This is a genomic window from Alphaproteobacteria bacterium, from assembly GCA_004295055.1.
GTDB lineage: Bacteria > Pseudomonadota > Alphaproteobacteria > SHNJ01 > SHNJ01 > SHNJ01.
On record SHNJ01000007.1, the window covers coordinates 25,657 to 41,191 of the forward strand.

At 44.0% G+C, this 15,535-nt stretch carries 15 protein-coding genes and 1 riboswitch; of the genes, 5 read left to right on the plus strand and 10 right to left on the minus strand.

The features are described from left to right. Positions 1 to 113 precede the first annotated feature (113 nt). The 3 genes from EYC62_01100 to EYC62_01110 all read left to right on the plus strand — a co-directional run bounded on the left by EYC62_01100 (position 114) and on the right by EYC62_01110 (position 3,042). Positions 114 to 989 carry a HEPN domain-containing protein gene (locus EYC62_01100; GenBank protein ID TAH37511.1) on the plus strand — a complete coding sequence of 292 codons (876 nt, stop codon included), beginning with the start codon at positions 114 to 116 and terminating at the stop codon, positions 987 to 989. 74 nt (positions 990 to 1,063) lie between these two features. Continuing rightward, complete coding sequence (locus EYC62_01105) at positions 1,064 to 1,501, plus strand: DUF2924 domain-containing protein (protein ID TAH37512.1); 438 nt, start codon at positions 1,064 to 1,066, stop codon at positions 1,499 to 1,501. Next, a complete protein-coding gene (locus EYC62_01110; GenBank protein TAH37513.1) occupies positions 1,498 to 3,042 on the plus strand; it encodes a recombinase family protein in 1,545 nt (514 codons plus the stop codon). The genes EYC62_01105 and EYC62_01110 overlap by 4 nt, the downstream gene beginning before the upstream one ends. Here EYC62_01110 and EYC62_01115 read toward each other — a convergent pair. Both EYC62_01115 and EYC62_01120 read right to left on the minus strand, forming a co-directional pair. Beyond that, positions 3,039 to 4,007, minus strand: coding sequence for a DNA cytosine methyltransferase (locus tag EYC62_01115; protein ID TAH37514.1), 969 nt, complete (start codon positions 4,005 to 4,007; stop codon positions 3,039 to 3,041). The genes EYC62_01110 and EYC62_01115 overlap by 4 nt on opposite strands. A 70-nt stretch (positions 4,008 to 4,077) precedes the next feature. Then, positions 4,078 to 4,926, minus strand: a complete 849-nt coding sequence (locus EYC62_01120; protein TAH37515.1) for a hypothetical protein — start codon at positions 4,924 to 4,926, stop codon at positions 4,078 to 4,080. Between the two features lie 93 nt (positions 4,927 to 5,019). Between EYC62_01120 and vsr the strand changes: the two genes are divergently transcribed. Further along, positions 5,020 to 5,436, plus strand: a complete 417-nt coding sequence (gene vsr / locus EYC62_01125) for a DNA mismatch endonuclease Vsr (protein ID TAH37516.1) — start codon at positions 5,020 to 5,022, stop codon at positions 5,434 to 5,436. Positions 5,437 to 5,460: 24 nt separating this feature from the next. On the opposite strand, the gene EYC62_01130 is transcribed toward vsr, so the two are convergent. Together EYC62_01130 and EYC62_01135 are read right to left on the minus strand one after the other, a co-directional pair. Next, positions 5,461 to 7,281 carry an ATP-dependent helicase gene (locus tag EYC62_01130; protein TAH37517.1) on the minus strand — a complete coding sequence of 607 codons (1,821 nt, stop codon included), beginning with the start codon at positions 7,279 to 7,281 and terminating at the stop codon, positions 5,461 to 5,463. Then, complete coding sequence (locus EYC62_01135; protein ID TAH37518.1) at positions 7,271 to 9,133, minus strand: DUF2813 domain-containing protein; 1,863 nt, start codon at positions 9,131 to 9,133, stop codon at positions 7,271 to 7,273. The genes EYC62_01130 and EYC62_01135 overlap by 11 nt, the downstream gene beginning before the upstream one ends. A 629-nt stretch (positions 9,134 to 9,762) precedes the next feature. Between EYC62_01135 and EYC62_01140 the strand changes: the two genes are divergently transcribed. Continuing rightward, complete coding sequence (locus EYC62_01140) at positions 9,763 to 10,827, plus strand: molybdenum cofactor biosynthesis protein MoeB (GenBank protein TAH37519.1); 1,065 nt, start codon at positions 9,763 to 9,765, stop codon at positions 10,825 to 10,827. 42 nt (positions 10,828 to 10,869) lie between these two features. Here the strand turns inward: EYC62_01140 and EYC62_01145 are convergent, their stop codons facing one another. The 6 genes from EYC62_01145 to moaA all read right to left on the minus strand — a co-directional run bounded on the left by EYC62_01145 (position 10,870) and on the right by moaA (position 15,268). After that, positions 10,870 to 11,637: a sulfite exporter TauE/SafE family protein gene (locus EYC62_01145; protein TAH37520.1), complete on the minus strand. Its 768-nt coding sequence runs from the start codon at positions 11,635 to 11,637 to the stop codon at positions 10,870 to 10,872. Further along, complete coding sequence (locus EYC62_01150) at positions 11,634 to 12,014, minus strand: hypothetical protein (protein ID TAH37521.1); 381 nt, start codon at positions 12,012 to 12,014, stop codon at positions 11,634 to 11,636. The genes EYC62_01145 and EYC62_01150 overlap by 4 nt, the downstream gene beginning before the upstream one ends. Further along, on the minus strand, positions 11,987 to 12,988 hold the full coding sequence (locus EYC62_01155) for a hypothetical protein (protein TAH37522.1): 1,002 nt from the start codon (positions 12,986 to 12,988) through the stop codon (positions 11,987 to 11,989). The genes EYC62_01150 and EYC62_01155 overlap by 28 nt, the downstream gene beginning before the upstream one ends. 2 nt (positions 12,989 to 12,990) lie before the next feature. Then, entirely contained in the window at positions 12,991 to 13,233 is a 243-nt protein-coding gene (locus tag EYC62_01160; GenBank protein TAH37523.1) for a hypothetical protein, read from the minus strand. Then, entirely contained in the window at positions 13,233 to 14,264 is a 1,032-nt protein-coding gene (locus EYC62_01165) for a bifunctional molybdenum cofactor biosynthesis protein MoaC/MoaB (GenBank protein ID TAH37524.1), read from the minus strand. The genes EYC62_01160 and EYC62_01165 overlap by 1 nt, the downstream gene beginning before the upstream one ends. Positions 14,265 to 14,278: 14 nt before the next feature. Beyond that, positions 14,279 to 15,268, minus strand: a complete 990-nt coding sequence (gene moaA, locus EYC62_01170; protein TAH37525.1) for a GTP 3',8-cyclase MoaA — start codon at positions 15,266 to 15,268, stop codon at positions 14,279 to 14,281. Then, positions 15,260 to 15,387, minus strand: a riboswitch (molybdenum cofactor riboswitch). Its footprint overlaps the gene before it by 9 nt. Between the last annotated feature and the right edge of the window lie 148 nt (positions 15,388 to 15,535).

Consider the following 15,535-nt stretch of genomic DNA (forward strand, 5'->3'; position numbering starts at 1 on the left):
ATGAAGACAGGACATCCAGTCCAAATAGGCAAGGATTGATATTCAGGCTGAATTTGCGATAAGGTTGTTATTATTTTGCAAGAGAACAGCTAATGATATGACGGGATACCTACATGAAACCAGAAATTTCACCCTATGCCCAGGCGCGTATAGATTCGACAATATATAAGATGTTTGTATCATCCGCTGATGAGAATTATATACTGGCAAGATTGGCTTTTCATAATTGCCTTCATACGGATTTTCTGTGGTTGATTCTTCATGCCATCGAGAAATACTTAAAAGCCATTCTTCTTTTTAACGGGCAATCGGTTAAAAATAATAAACATGACATAAAATCTTTGTTTGAAAGAGTTATCGCCATTTATGAAGATATAGCTGTAGCTGAATTTAATCCGGTTCTAATTGGACAATTTTGGAGTAAGGAAAGTTTTGCGCAGTTTATTGGGCGCCTAAATGATAGGGGTTGTCCTGATAACAGGTACATGACTTACGGATATAGTATAAGAGGGGATGAATTGCTTAAAGCGGATCAAGTTATTTGGACAATAAGACGGTATTGCAGGCGGCCTAATCAAATCCTTCGAAATGAAGAAGGTTTATCGCATATTCTAGATTGGAAAGAAGTGCTTGGTAAAAATCAAAAAAAGTGGGAGTTAACCCAGAATCAACCGATTGAAAGAATAATAAGAACGAGATCGCCAGAGCAGTTGTATAGCGCCTTTATTTATTTAAATGTGCCATTTGCGCCTAATTATCCGCATGCGGTGCAAAATATTAGTTTGCCGCAAAAAGAATCTCCATTTTCTTATGAAATAGATAGGATTGCATCTGAGCAAATTAGCATGGATGATTTTAATGAAACTTGTCAATTCTTTGATTGGGCAATTGACAATATGATATTAGCAAAAGATATAAAACAAGAAATTCAGCAAACTAAAAAATCTTATATTGAAAAGTCCAGAAAACTTGAAAAGAAAGCAGTATAATTATACGCTTTAAAATGAAAATTGCTTGATTCCTTCGCCAAAGGAAGCGTGTATGGGGCAAGGAGAAACCTTGCATGTTGGATCACAAAATTGCTGACTTAAAGAAGTGGGATCGCGCTGAGTTAATCGAAGAGTGGGAATTGCTTTGGAAATATAAAATTCCTAAATCCATTAGCCGCCAATTATTGATCCGCAGCATCGAATATAAATACCGGGAACAAGAAAATGGATGCTTATCAGAATCCTGCCGCAAGGAATTGAACCGGCTGGTCAAACTGTATCGGAAAAACCCCGGCAAGAGCCTTCGTAAAAGTTTGCGCATAAAACCCGGAACCAAATTGCTGCGCATTTGGGGACAGGAAACTCACGAAGTATTGGTTTTATCGGATGGCTATTTACATAAGGGCAAAACTTATCAAACCCTGTCGCAAATCGCGCGAGAAATTACCGGAACGCGCTGGTCGGGGCCATTATTCTTCGGGCTGCGCAAGGATAAGGAGAAAGCCGCATGAAAAAGACATTGCGATGTGCCATTTACACTCGCAAATCGTCGGAAGAAGGATTGGAGCAAGAATTCAATTCGCTGCATGCGCAACGCGAAGCTTGTGAGGCTTATATCAAAAGCCAAAAGCATGAAGGCTGGAAGGTTCTACCGGATCAATATGACGATGGCGGATTTTCGGGTGGAAACATCGAAAGACCGGGCTTAAAGCAACTGCTGGCAGATATCGCGGCCAAGCGGGTAGATGTTGTGGTCGTTTACAAAGTCGACCGACTAACGCGTTCATTGCACGATTTTGCCAAGATTATCGATGTGTTTGACAAAGCAGGGGCATCTTTCGTCTCGGTAACGCAGCAATTCAATACAACGACTTCGATGGGGCGTTTGACGCTCAATGTATTGCTATCTTTCGCCCAATTCGAACGCGAAGTGACCGGCGAACGCATTCGCGATAAAATCGCCGCATCCAAGGCCAAAGGCATGTGGATGGGCGGTATGCCGCCGTTGGGTTATAAAGCGGTCAATAAGAAACTGGAACCGGAGCCGGAGGAGGTGAGGGTCATCCAATTTATATTCGAACGGTATGCCCAATCCAGAAGTATCGATGTTGTCCGGCAAGAACTGAATGAAAGCGGCTTTAAAACCCGCAAGCAGCGGACCGGCAAATGGTGGCATGGCCCAATTAACAGCATTTTGCGGAACAAACTTTATATCGGGATGATTGTACATAAGGATAAGGAGTATCCCGGCGAACATAAGGCAATTATTTCCAATGAGTTATGGAATAAAGTTCATAAAGTAATAGAAGGAAATAAGGTCATTCAAATAAATGAGCGAATCAATAGTCCGTCTTTGTTGGCGAGGATTATTTTAGATAAAAACGGCCACCCACTGACGCCCGCTACGTCACAAAAAGGAGCGGGTTTACGTTATCGCTATTATATAACCGGGCTAGCTTATATTGATAAGAAAAAAGGTCAGAAGGCGATTAGGGTTCCAGCGGCAGAAGCCGAAGAACTGGTCTGGCGTGAAATTGGCAGATTGTTGGATGACACAGAGCGATTAAAAGAACTGTTGGGAGTTAAAAAGATTGTTTCCGGCGCGATAGAGAGCTTAGTCCGTCAGTATTCAGGGGTGCCTGCCGGACAGCGTTATGAATTTATTCGCCAAGTTATCAGCAAAATATATGTTTCCAAGGAAGATGTACGGTTTGAAGTCAACAATCAAGGATTGAGCAAGTTGCTCAATGTAGCGATAGAGCCTAATAGCCCTCCAGCTAGTTTCGCCATCAAATACCGCTTAACTCGCCGCCGTAACAATATCCGCATCATTTCGGAAAATGACAATTACCGCCTAGACCCTACCGACGCCGAAATCATGAAAAGAACCATCGTCAAAGCCTTCGCTTGGCAGCAGATGATGTTCGAGGAGGGGAAATCTGTGGATGAGATCGGGAAAGAGTTTGGGGTATCGGGAAGATATGTAGGGAAGATGATTGAGATGTCTTTTTCAGACTCAAAAACAATAACCAATATTATATCAGCTAATTAAGAAGCTTTTTTAAATTTCAGTTTGGAAACTTTCCCTGCTGAACTTAGAGCTTCTTCGATTGCTACAGCTACTCCTTCAGCTACGGGCGGTGGGAAAGCATTTCCAACTTGCCGGTAGGCAGAAGTCTTTTTACCAGAAAATTGCCAATCATCAGGAAAGCCTTGTATTCGTGCAGCCATACGAACAGTTAGCCTAGGCATTCCTACAAAATTTCGCTCGGGCGCTTCTTCCGCAATGGTATGACCGTTTACCCCTAAGGATGCCCATGCTTTCTTCGCGCGGGTTGGACCAAGATCTGGTCCGCCATGTTTTTTAGAGCCGCCAACAAGAGTAGGCGCAATATCACTAGCGCGCTCTTGCCAAGTTTTTACTCCACGCCATTTATTTTTAGCCATTAAGTCATACAGAGCTTCGCCTACAGTAGGTGGCTTAATGATCTTCTCTGGCCATTTAAAGCTATCAGCATAACCTTTCTTGATGCCGACCATAATTACTCGGGGGCGTAACTGGGGTACTCCAAAATCGGAAGCATTTAAAAGCCGCCAGTCAACTTCATATCCAAGTTTCTTAATCTGTTTAGTGATATAGTTGCGGTAATCATCAAAAATCGAATCCATCAAGCCGCGCACATTTTCGAACATTACTGCAGCAGGCCTAGTTTCATCGACAACTCTAATTGCCGCAGGGAACAGATTGCGTTCATCTTCTTGGCCTAGTTGTTTACCTGCTTTAGAAAAAGGAGGGCAAGGAACTCCACCAGCAACTAGATCTACACCTTTAAATTTACGGGCATCAAAATGATTGAGATCGTACTCCAAAACATTCCAGTTTGGGCGGTTAAGCCTAAGCGTATTGCAACAATGACTGTCTATCTCGACAAGGCCTGCATGCTCAAAACCAGCATTTTCTAATCCTAAGGCTTGTCCACCAGCGCCAGCACAAAGTTCAAGAGAGGTTAGGGTCATAAACTAGAAATCCAGGTAAGAACAAAACAAGTACAATTTAGCAGGTTTTTTAGGAAACGCCAGTGGATAACTATAAATGGCCAGCGTTTTTTAAAATTTGTATGGCTTCTGGAGTGTTAGGCTCTACCGCAATAAATTCTTCTTTTGAACAAGTTTTTAAGCCTAATTGTTCGATAATTTCACTATCAAAGGTGCCAGATAGTAAAGCTATACCATTTTCTTTGAAAAAATCTCTCGCTCCACCACCTTTACGAATGCGTCTCATAAAGTCTTTCTGACGGCCTACACCCTCAATAATCTGTCTAGAAATTGGGATGTGGGGAAAATTTTTAAATAAAGTTACTAATCGCTTGTTTCCTGAACTGGCGGACATAATTGCTTTTGCGGTTTCTTCTTCTACATCTTCCCAAAAATTTCTTGGATAAGGATAATCTTTCATAATCCAATAAATCTGCTTTTGTCCTTCTGCAGAAATCCGCTTTTTCTTATCTTGGTTCTGACCTTTACTTAAATATTCAGTTCTTGTAACTATTAATCCTAAGTCACATTTAGATTTTTCTTCACTAGAACGCACTAAAATACATATTTTCCCAAATGCCTCTTGGGGAATCATCCAATCTCTTTTTATAGTATTTTTAATATCAACTTCGAGGCCATTGATTTGTAAATCAAGAACCACTCCTTTGGGGATGTCTAAGAAATCCCGCAAGAGAATTTCTATCTTTGTGCCTATGTAGGCTTTCTCTGTTTTTTCTAATTCTTTTAATTTTAAGCGCTGGGTGCGAGGTGTATCTATAACTTCATCAATAGAACGGCGTATCAATTTCGGAACTTCAGCATAAAAAGCTTCTTTACCTTTTGCCAAGTCAAAAAGTGTTTGTTCTAAGGCTAAAAGTGTTTTTTTATCTTCGGATTCCATTTAAATTGCCAGACTGTTAGTATTCGCATCAGTCTATCAAAGACTTATATTAAGGGAAAGCCGGTTTTATTTAGCATAAAAGGTGGACAGAGCTTGGTTGATACAATTTCAAAAGAAAAGCGCAGTCAAAATATGAGCCGTATCCGGTCAAAGAACATGAAGCCGGAACTGGGTGTGCGTAAGATTTTATGCGAATTAGGGTATCAAAGACGTTATAGGCTGCATGCCAAGAATCTTCCTGGAAAGCCAGATATCGTATTTCCAAAATATAAAAAGGCGATTCTAGTTCATGGATGCTTTTGGCATATGCATTCAGATAAAAATTGCAAAATTGCTAGAATGCCGAAATCTAAGAAAGATTATTGGAATAATAAGCTTCTGAAGAATGTTAAGAGGGATAAGAAAAATACAAGAGCAATTAAAAAAATAGGATGGGAAGTGCTAGTTATTTGGGAGTGTGAGCCGCATGCGAGAAATAAAATTCAAAGTTTTTTAAATAAAAATTCTTAAGTAATTTTAGTGATCTATTATTGATTACGGCTTAGATCTAGGCAAAAGAACACAAGGATCACCTTTGGGGGTGAGTATAGTGACATTGCGTTTGCCCCTAGTAATGCTGACACGCATGTTTTGTCTGGCTTGATTGTTGATCTCGCTTGTCATATTGCTGCGAACGATGCGGTCGATATTTGCGACCATAGTCCTACCTTTAAACCGTGGCCATCCCTCAAAAATGATTATTTCATCGAACTGTTTCCCTTTTGCTTTATGCATATTCATGACCACGACACCTGTTTCTGGTTTAGCTTTGGTAGAAAAATGCTCCTGCAAATATGCTTGTCGTGTAATAGAAAGTGCATTCAGGTATTTTTTATTATCACGCCAGTCTTGAGAAAGTGCTTGCCGAAGTTGTGTTCCGCGATCTAGGATACGGATATTTTTAACTTCCTCCGCAACTTCATTCAACCGTTTGCACTTTCCCTCTTCAAGGATATCCCGTATGGCTTGCCAATCCTGGTCGGGGTCGCCTGTAAGCACAAGCATACGCGTTTGTTCATAGACAGCCAGAATATTAACAATAATGCTATTGCTGCGAATGACTCTTCCTGCGGCTTGGCACGCAAGAAAATCATCATTTGCTTTCCGAATGCCCGCTGCTTCTTTTAGTGCGACCTGGGTCGGTTCATCCCCACCTTTGCCTCGGAAATAATGACATAGTAAGTTAATAAATCCTTCAAAATGTGTGCCGTTTATATCCGGCTGCAATAGGAAAGCGATTATTTCTGCCCCCAAGATAGCGGCTTCCATATCTATAGCGGCATAATGCGGAATTTCAGTCATTCCTGCTGGTGGTTGGCGTAAGGCATCGGACACTAGGCGTGTCATTTTCTTGGTTGGGACAAGAATGGCCAAGGACCAGTCTTTGCCCAGTTCTTTTTTAAGGCGTTCGCGCACCGCATATGTTGTTGTAACTAGCTTCGTCATAGCGCGGCCAGGATATGGATCAAATAAATCGAAGCTAATTCCTTTATATTCACTCTGACGAAACTTTCCTGTTAGGATGTCATTGCCGAAGATGGTGATTTCGGTTCCTCCACTACGGTGATTATCCGTACTGAGATCAAATTCGGCTGGAGAGAGCTCTTGACGAAAATGGTCGAGACGTTCTGGGTCTGCACCGATCCAGTCATATATGCGCTGTTCGGGATCAGCGAGGGCGATCAGGCGGCATGTTGTCCCTAAAGCTTTCACCGCATGCCATTGTTCAGCGTTTGTATCCTGAAATTCATCGAGAATGATCACAGGATACATAGCTGCCATAAGTTGGCGGATACGTTCGCTACCATCAAGAATTTTGCCAACGTATGATGCGAAAAGATTAAAGCATACCCGTCCGTCTATTGTTGCAAGGCGGAAGCGTTCTGTATCTTCAGCAGCTGATTTAGCAGCTTTCTGTATGTCTGTCTGGTTTTTAGTTGAAAATCCAGATCGGATTTCTGAAAGGGCAATAGCTTCGTTGGGCGGAGTGATGATGCTGAGATAGCGGGGCAATCCTATCAAATATCCATGCGATTTAAGAACACGCCAAAAAAATGAATGATAGGTTTCAACACTAATTCGACGTTTTTGTGCGGCAGGAATCTTTTGTTCATATTCGATAGCCTCCACGACCCGCGAAACAGTCGCTCGTGCAAAGCTCAAGAACAGGATTTTTTGACCCGGCCGAAGATGATGTGCAGCAATTTGTGCGGCTTTAAGAATGGAAATAGTAGTCTTTCCTGAACCTGGCCCCCCTGTCACAAGCAGATGGCCATCAGCCTTCATTATTTCGGCTTGTTTCTTGCTAAGCTGCATCTGCGCTGACTCCAGAGTCAGCATTGGTATTTGCCGCTGCAGGGGGGGCTGTGACAGGTGCTGAAGTGCAAGCGTTCTTCAGCTTTATGCATGCTTCCCGAAGCCATTGAGGAATTTCAGCTTCGGTGCATTGGGCTAAGAAATCAGCAATGCCCCAATTACCTTTTGTCCATAAGAAATATTCGCTTAGCGCGGCTGCTGCTTGTTGAGCAGGGTTGGGATATTTTGTCTTTAGATGTTGGGGCCAGTCAATTAAATTTACAAATCGTTTCATAGCTGATTCAGTTGTGCCTTTCAGAACTAAATCCTCGAATCCTGTTTGAGCATGCATTAAGAGCAAATCGACTTGTGCTTCAATGAGAGCTTTGTTGGCATCATCTTGTTTATCGCACAGGGCAAAGGTGTGTTTACCTAATTCCTGGTAGAGCTTAGCTATACCAGGAATATTGGTGTCATTCCCTGCATCAATAGTACAGATGCCTAGAGCTTCAAGAGATGAATAACTGTTGGGTTGAAGTTCGGCAAGGCGTCGGGCAGCAACGGGAAATCCAGATGATTCCGTCGCTCCTTCGACTATGAGAACGCGTCGGGCAAGTAATCCTTCGCAAAAGCGGGTACGGAATTCCTGACGGTAGCGTTTGAGCTTTACGCAGTCCGGAAGGTTGATAGAATTCTGGCTAAGCGTTCCAGCTAAGTCGCGCTTTAAAACAATAGTTTCCTCGATAGAAAATTCTTCTAGAACGTATGGTGAGTGCGATGTGAAAAGTGTTTGCGACGCTAGATTTCGGACTTCGTGGACAATGCGTTTTTGAGCATAGGGAGGAATGGCCGTTTCTGGCTCTTCCATCGCAAAAATCACATTTTGTTTTCCTTCAGCGATTAGCGAGAGCATCGCCAACACCAGCATATTTATGGTGCCGGTACCTTGACGATAGAAAGGGGCGGAATGATTATCGTTACCTGTAGCAATGAATGCCGTAATTATTTTCCTGAGATTTTCACGCGTTAGATTGGATACCTTAAGGTGGGGTTCTATACCCCATTCTTTTGGTACATATTTTTTTAAGGCCGCATTGATGCTTTCGAGAATGGGAGAAATGCCCAAGGTTGGATCACTAGCAACTGAAATCTCCGATAATCTGCCAATGGTATCTTCCCACATCTGAGGTCTGACTTCTTTCAAGCGCAGGATGATATCAAGGAGGCTGCCTCGTTCTAAACTTAAGGCGCGGGAGCCAGTACGTAGAGAGCGCAGATATAGGAAGCCGCATAGTTGCTTATCTTTTTTTGAAAATTGTTCTGGCCGATCATCTTCGGTGATGCTGCGTGTAAAATAAGTCTTTCCCTCAAAGTCATCTTCTTCTGGATCATACCAACCGTAAAAGGTCAAGCGAATTGCCTCTGTGATATTGGATAGATCAACACCGGCGGGATTGGCTTCAGTGTAAAGCTTGGCAGCAGCCGTATCCCAAAATTCGATATAGTTTCCAAATCTTGCTTTTTGTTCTTCAGTTAAATTGGCTACTGTTACTTCAATCTCAATTTTTGGCGGTTCGGTGACAACGCTGTTACTTTGCGGTGCGGACGCATCCGCATCTTGCCTGCTTTCCGCAATAGGCGTAGTTGCGGCTGGTGCAGAAGGGTTTGTAGTGTATTCTCCCTTGAAAAAATCATGCTCGTCGATAGGGGGTTGCCGATTCAAGCGGTCTGGACCTAAGACGAGGTCAAGAGCCTCCAGAATTGTAGTTTTCCCCACGTTGTTATCGCTAATTAAAACGCCGTGCTTAGGCAAAATAATATCTGCTGATTTAATACCGCGAAAATTTTTTATTGTAAGTTTGGAAACCTGCATGTGGACCTTGCGTGCCAGTCATAAAAACCTTAGAATTCTATTAGTATAGCATAGGGAATTTGGTGCTCAAACCATTTTGCCTAGGCAAGGAGTCCCCCACCAAACCCACTTCGCCTTTGCGCATTTTTCTCCGGCTATCATAGCAAAAGGCGAACTCGCGGGAAATGGCGGGAGAAAACGGGCTATAATTTTTTAAAAACCGGAGAGAACGCGCGGCTGTGTGGTCAGCAGAGAATGGAATAGGGCGGCAAGCGTTTGAAATGTCGTGCTGATTTTCAAGGATACGCGAACCCGCCAACTGTCGGCAAACTAGATGGCGGTGGGTCGGATCGCGTGCGCGGTTTTCTCTCCTGCACGGTTCAAAATACCCTGGTAACAGGGAAAATAACAGAGAATTCTGGGGGTTATGGCCGGGTAAAAAGGCGAAGGGCGGAGAAAAACCGCGTGTTTGCAGCAGGATGCCCCAGAAGGCTGGAATTCCCTAAAAAATTAACAGGGAATTTTTTTTGGAACACATAACTTTGTTGGTAGTTTTATTATACAGATAAGTTGTTATATACTTTAAACCTAATAAGGTATGTACGATCTAAAGTGGTTTTGAAAAGAGACAAAAGTATAGGATTTTCGCAATGAGCCGTTATGATCGCCAAATCCGCCTGCCTGAGATTGGGGCAGAGGGGCAAGAAAAACTTCTCAATGCTTCGGTTTTGTGTGTGGGAGCGGGCGGGCTAGGGTCTCCGGCATTGCTTTATTTAGGAGCGGCCGGTGTAGGGCAAATCGGTATTATTGATTTCGACCGTGTGGATGAGAGCAATCTTCAGCGTCAGGTATTATTTTCGAACGCTACAATCGGCGAATCGAAAGCTCTTCAAGCCGCTGATAGACTAAAGGCGCTCAATCCCGAAATTAATATCACAGCCTACAATGAAGAGCTAGACGCCGATGCAGCCGCTCGGTTGTTTCCACTTTATGATATAATTCTCGATGGCACGGCTAATTTCGTAGTCAAGTTTCTTATCAATGATGCTGCCGTAAAATTCGGCAAGACTTGGATTTATGGCGCTATTCAAAGCTTTGATGGGCAGGTCAGCGTATTTAACTTTGATGGCGGGCCATGTTACCGCTGCCTGCACCCCGAGAAGCCAGGCGGCCACATCATGAACTGTGCTGAGGCTGGAGTTATTGGCGCAGTGGCGGGAATCGTGGGGGTTACCCAGGCGCTTCAAGCTATCCAAATCATAATAAGGCATAAGAGTTTTAAGCCGTTATCCGGTTATTTGTGGATTTTGGATACGCGCACCATGCGTACGCGGAGTCTTGCTTTGCAAAAAAATATGGAATGCGCTGTTTGTAGCCAGAAACCCCAATCAATAGCGATTCGATATTCTTCTCCAGTTTGTAATTTCACGCCGGAGATAACGGTGGAGCAAATGAAAAAAAGGTCCGGATATGTACTGATAGATGTGCGGGAACGGAAGGAATGGGATCAGGGGCATATCGAAGGCGCGATTTTATGGCCACTTTCCAAGTTAATGGCGGGCCATATACCGGAAGAATATTGTGAGAGTGAGATTATTCTTCATTGCCAGAAGGGCAAGCGTAGCCTGCAGGCAGCAGAGATATTGAGAGCGCACAGGTTTACCGATATTACAAGCTTGTCCGGGGGCTATGAAGCGTGGTTACGCACCGTTTGATTCTACAAGGGGTTGCGCAACTATGTTTTTCGTGCTTGTTATTTACAGCATTCCCAAGGATTTTATAATTAATCGCGCGGCAACATATAGAATAAGCAATGCGGTCATTTTTTTGATTACTGCTGGCTTAATTCGTGTAGCTCCCAATCCGGAGCCCATTTGTCCCCCGGTTAAAACAGCCATAAGTAACAACCAATATGGTGGAAGAAGGGCCAGTGTGCTTGCGCTGTCCATTTTGATAATTTGGCCAGTAATGCCAGCCAGAGAATTAACCAGAATAAACAAGGCGCAAGCACCAGCGATCTGGTTAGCGCTTCCCCAGCGCAGAAAATGGAGAATGGGCGCTAGGAAAATTCCTCCGCCAATGCCGGTTATGCCAGCCAAAATGCCTAAAAAGGTGCCTAAGAGCGGTTCTAATAATTTGTTATTGGAAGTCCTATCTGAACTGCGAATAGAAATGTTCTGATCCCTTTCAGGCCATAAAAGTCCTATGCCTGAGCAGAGTAGAATAAAACCTAGCAAGCCAATAAAAAATACTTCCGAGACGGGAATGAGACCGCCTGCGAATGATGCCGGAATAGAAAAGGCGATCCACGGAAGAATACGTTGTATCCGGATATGCCCTTCGCGGGAAAAATGCCAAACGCCCCCAGAAACGACGATGATATTGCAAAGCAAAGACACAACAGGGATAATCTTGTAATCTGTCCCCGCTAGGATCAGCAACGCATTGTAAGTTGATCCGCCGCCAAAACCGACGCAAGCGTAAAGAAAAGCAGTTACAAAAAAGAATAAAGATAAAAGAATCATAGTTGCCATTGCTGTTTAGGCCTATTATCTTTGCGGACGTCCACTTGAAGAAAGACATCAAGGCCGGCCACATGCGCTGATAGCCCTTCGCGGCTTTTGCCCATGTTAGATAATTTCTGGATCTCTTTCATAGTGGTGCGAAGCATTAGGCGTTGTTCCGTTATATCGAGAGTTAATTTGAAAGAGCCTTCTCCTAAATCTTCAGAATTTTGAGGATTAGGGTCAATTGCCATCACAAAATTTGATTGTCCGATAAGAACTTTCTTTTCAAGCGCTACGCCTTTCAAAAGATGATTTAACTCATCCCCTGTGATTTTGAAAGTTACGGAATTTTCGGTGATCTTAATTTTCACGGTATTCCCACCGCCTTTTTCCATTCTTCGGGCGTATTGGCATTGATCATTAATCCCTCAAAATCTTGGGGAAGATTTAGCGGGCGGATATCATTTGCGTCTAGAAGTCTCTGTACAGATTTTTCGTGGTTTAGTTTGAAAGGTGGTGTCAGAAAGGCCGGCAAAGGCCATCCGGTAAAATAACATCCCCTTTTTTGTGAAATTAGTTCTTTAAGGATTTCCGGCCTCAAAAGCGGCATATCGACTGGAACAAAAATGTATCCTTGGTAGCCGGGCTTACGTTTTAAAACATCACGGATAGCCGCTGCTGGACCGGCATGAATTTCATCATCTTCAAGGCACGGATATCCTTCCAAGGACCCGCTAATGAAAACATCCTCTATTCCGGTTCTTTTCAGGATATTCAACATATGCTCTGCCATGGGTTTTCCTTTGTAAAACAAAAGCGCTTTATTCTGACCCATGCGGCTTGATTTTCCTCCTGCCAGCACAATTCCCGCAATCTGTTTCAAATCAGGTATTTCCCCATTGTGCTTTTTACCGAGTTGCGTGTGGTTTGGCTGAGTCTGTTCATTTAGTGAGTGACCTGGCAGCCATTCACTTTTCCCGGCCTGGTAGTGTTCCTGCTTCCAGATGGGCGCCCGTTTTTTGATTTCCTCAATGACATAACGGCAGGCTTCAAAACTCCCCGCCCTGTGTGCGGAACTGACGGCGATTGCGATGCTGATGCCGCCGACGGCTAGTTCGCCTTTATAGTGAAAAACGGCATAGCGGGTCCCAGACCACAAATTCTGCGCTTCCCGACATATCTCGTAAAAAGCTTTCTCCGCGAGTTTTTCCTGTGCGTCATAGGCGATGCCTTGCACCATTTGTCCGTTATGATGATTTCGCACCTTTCCGATAAACAGGTCGATGGCGCCATGAGTATCATCATGAACGCATTGCGTTACTTCATCTATATTAATTTTTGTATCTACAATCCGGGCAACAATCGTCATATTTATCCCCCGCACACTGGAGGCAAAATGGAGAGAGTGCAATCTTTCATAAGAATATAATCATTCGGCAAAATATCAGTATCATTTGCCATAACAGAGTCTTTGATGAGCGCCTTGTGTCCTTCTCCAAGGATAGAAGAAAGGACAGATTTGATCTGGGCGATAGAGGAGGGAGATTCACATGTTATTCTTTGAGAAGACCCCAACTTCCGGAAAGCCCCATAAAATTGAATGGTGATATTCATTATTTTAACTCCTCAAATCCTTGTTTTCTGATTTTATCAAGCGCATCTCCAATAAAAGGTGAGATGATTTCCCAACATTCCTTTACGGCTTTAGGGGATCCCGGAAAAGCGATCACCAGCGTTGCTCCAACCATCCCCGCGGTCGTGCGCGATAGCCAGGCAGTATCCGTGTGATGCAGGCTTTCGGCGCGCAGCATATCGCCCAGTCCGTCCAGCATCCGTTCGCTAATATTTTGCAGCACATCTGGTGTGACATCCCGTGGTCCGGGACCTGTTCCACCACAAGCAATAAGCAGATCGAGCTTCTGCTTTTGACAGGTCTCAAGAATCACTTGAGCGATTTTATCTTTTTCATCGGGAATAAGGGTGTAGGAGGAAAGTTCTGATCCTGCGTCTTTTAAAAAAGTTTTAAGGATTTCACCGGATTGATCGGCATATTCGCCCTTTGAGGCACGGTCGCTCATGACCAGAATTCCGGTGCGTTTTCCTTTCATAAAAGCAGGATCTGGCAACTGTGCCGCCAGCCATTCGGGAATGCCGCCGGGGCTGATCCAAACGCCGCTTTTTCCGCCGGTTTTTATGAGAAGACGAATTCCATCGATGGATAAATTAGGGTCTGTACCTTTGGTAAGATCCCAGATTGTCAGTAACGCGGCATTCACGCCTGCCAACGCTTCCATCTCTACGCCAGTTTTTGCAAATGCAACGGCCTGCGTGTATACGGTAATGCTACAGTCTTCCGCACTCATATCGCAGTGAATGCTGACCTGATCAAGTGTCAAAGTATGGCACATTGGAATAAGATCGGGTGTTTTCTTCGCCCCCATTATGCCGGCGGCCTCTGCCAGAGCCAAAACATTTCCTTTAGGCAAAGCATTATTCTGTATGGCCTCGAAGGCTTCCTTGTTCATGCGGATTGTGCCGCACGCAACCGCGCGGCGGCGCGTTGGGCGTTTTCTGCCAACATCAATCATCTTAAAATTGGATTGGTTGCTGACATCAAATTTGACGGTCTCTAATGTGTTTTTCATTCTTATTTTCCTTTTTATCCTCCAATGGATGCCAAGTGCGGAGTTGCTCCTGTATTTCCATCGTGCAAGAAATGAGTTGATTTCTTAAAATTCATCAAGCTCAGAATTTTATCTTTTAATTCTTCGCTTTGATCTTCTGATTGCAATAAAGGCCTTAATGAATAACCGCCTTCCCCAAACAAGCATAAGTGTAAGTTCCCCTTGGCGGAGACACGCAGGCGGTTGCATGTTTTGCAAAAATCTTTTGAATAAGGCGCGATCAGGCCGATTGTGCCAATGCTTTTATCATTTTGAAACTCAAGGGCAGGGCCGGCGCCATCCGTGCGCGGTAGAATGGCCCAACCTCTTTGTAGCAACTTCTCTGTCACTGCTGTACCGGATAGATGATGCTCTGCAAAATACGCCGTATTTTCGCCCGTCCGCATCAATTCTATAAAACGCAAGGATATCGGTTTATCTGACACAAAATCAATAAACCCGTCCAGCTCATCGTCATTTAGGCCTTTAAGTAGAACCGTATTGATTTTAACATTTTTGAATCCAACTTTAAAACATTCCTGTATGCCTTCAAGAATTTCATCTAGGCGGTTATGGCCGGTAATTTTCTCAAATTGCTCCGGTTTCAAAGAATCGATGCTGATATTGATGGCCCGGAGCCCCGCATTGTAATAATCTCTAGCGCGTTCGGGCAACTTGTAACCGTTGGTAGTAAAAGCTAGTTTGCGGATACCGGGGATAGATGAGATATCTTGCGCGATATCGAGAAAATCCGGTCGCACAGTCGGTTCACCTCCTGTCAGACGGATCTTCCAAGCGCCAAGAGCTGCAAAAGATTCCACCAGTCTGCGGATTTCACCGCGGCTTAAAAAACTATCGCACCCGGTTTTTTTATAACCGTCCGGCAGGCAATACGAACAACGAAAGTTGCACACATCTGTAACTGACAGACGCAAGTAAGGAAAGCGCCGTCCAAAATTATCCGCAATCTGCGGGTTGTCGTTCACTTTATAGTCTCCTTTCCAAATTGGGGAGGCCGGGGCGTTTCCACCCTCGACCCCGGCTGACTGTCCGTACCTCAAGAAATGAGACCTTAGGCTCAGCAAGCTCGGAGCTGCCATAAGAATATGGCAAGACTTATCCTTGCATTATGGTCAGAATTTAAGTAAGGCGACTTGATCTGAATCAAGCGTCTAAATAGGCTTTAAAAGTCCAATTTTAGGGCAATTCACAGCGAGTTGAGCTTTTCTGAGTATATCATCGTATTTGAAATT

Excerpts from the sequence above, each read along its gene's own strand:
- EYC62_01145 (TAH37520.1), bottom strand. The coding sequence starts at position 11,637 with ATGATTCTTTTATCTTTATTCTTTTTTGTAACTGCTTTTCTTTACGCT.
- EYC62_01140 (TAH37519.1), top strand. The coding sequence starts at position 9,763 with ATGAGCCGTTATGATCGCCAAATCCGCCTGCCTGAGATTGGGGCAGAG.
- EYC62_01105 (TAH37512.1), top strand. The coding sequence starts at position 1,064 with ATGTTGGATCACAAAATTGCTGACTTAAAGAAGTGGGATCGCGCTGAG.
- EYC62_01100 (TAH37511.1), top strand. The coding sequence starts at position 114 with ATGAAACCAGAAATTTCACCCTATGCCCAGGCGCGTATAGATTCGACA.
- EYC62_01120 (TAH37515.1), bottom strand. The coding sequence starts at position 4,926 with ATGGAATCCGAAGATAAAAAAACACTTTTAGCCTTAGAACAAACACTT.
- EYC62_01110 (TAH37513.1), top strand. The coding sequence starts at position 1,498 with ATGAAAAAGACATTGCGATGTGCCATTTACACTCGCAAATCGTCGGAA.
- EYC62_01135 (TAH37518.1), bottom strand. The coding sequence starts at position 9,133 with ATGCAGGTTTCCAAACTTACAATAAAAAATTTTCGCGGTATTAAATCA.
- EYC62_01155 (TAH37522.1), bottom strand. The coding sequence starts at position 12,988 with ATGACGATTGTTGCCCGGATTGTAGATACAAAAATTAATATAGATGAA.
- EYC62_01165 (TAH37524.1), bottom strand. The coding sequence starts at position 14,264 with ATGAAAAACACATTAGAGACCGTCAAATTTGATGTCAGCAACCAATCC.
- EYC62_01115 (TAH37514.1), bottom strand. The coding sequence starts at position 4,007 with ATGACCCTAACCTCTCTTGAACTTTGTGCTGGCGCTGGTGGACAAGCC.
- EYC62_01160 (TAH37523.1), bottom strand. The coding sequence starts at position 13,233 with ATGAATATCACCATTCAATTTTATGGGGCTTTCCGGAAGTTGGGGTCT.
- EYC62_01150 (TAH37521.1), bottom strand. The coding sequence starts at position 12,014 with ATGGAAAAAGGCGGTGGGAATACCGTGAAAATTAAGATCACCGAAAAT.
- EYC62_01130 (TAH37517.1), bottom strand. The coding sequence starts at position 7,281 with ATGCAGCTTAGCAAGAAACAAGCCGAAATAATGAAGGCTGATGGCCAT.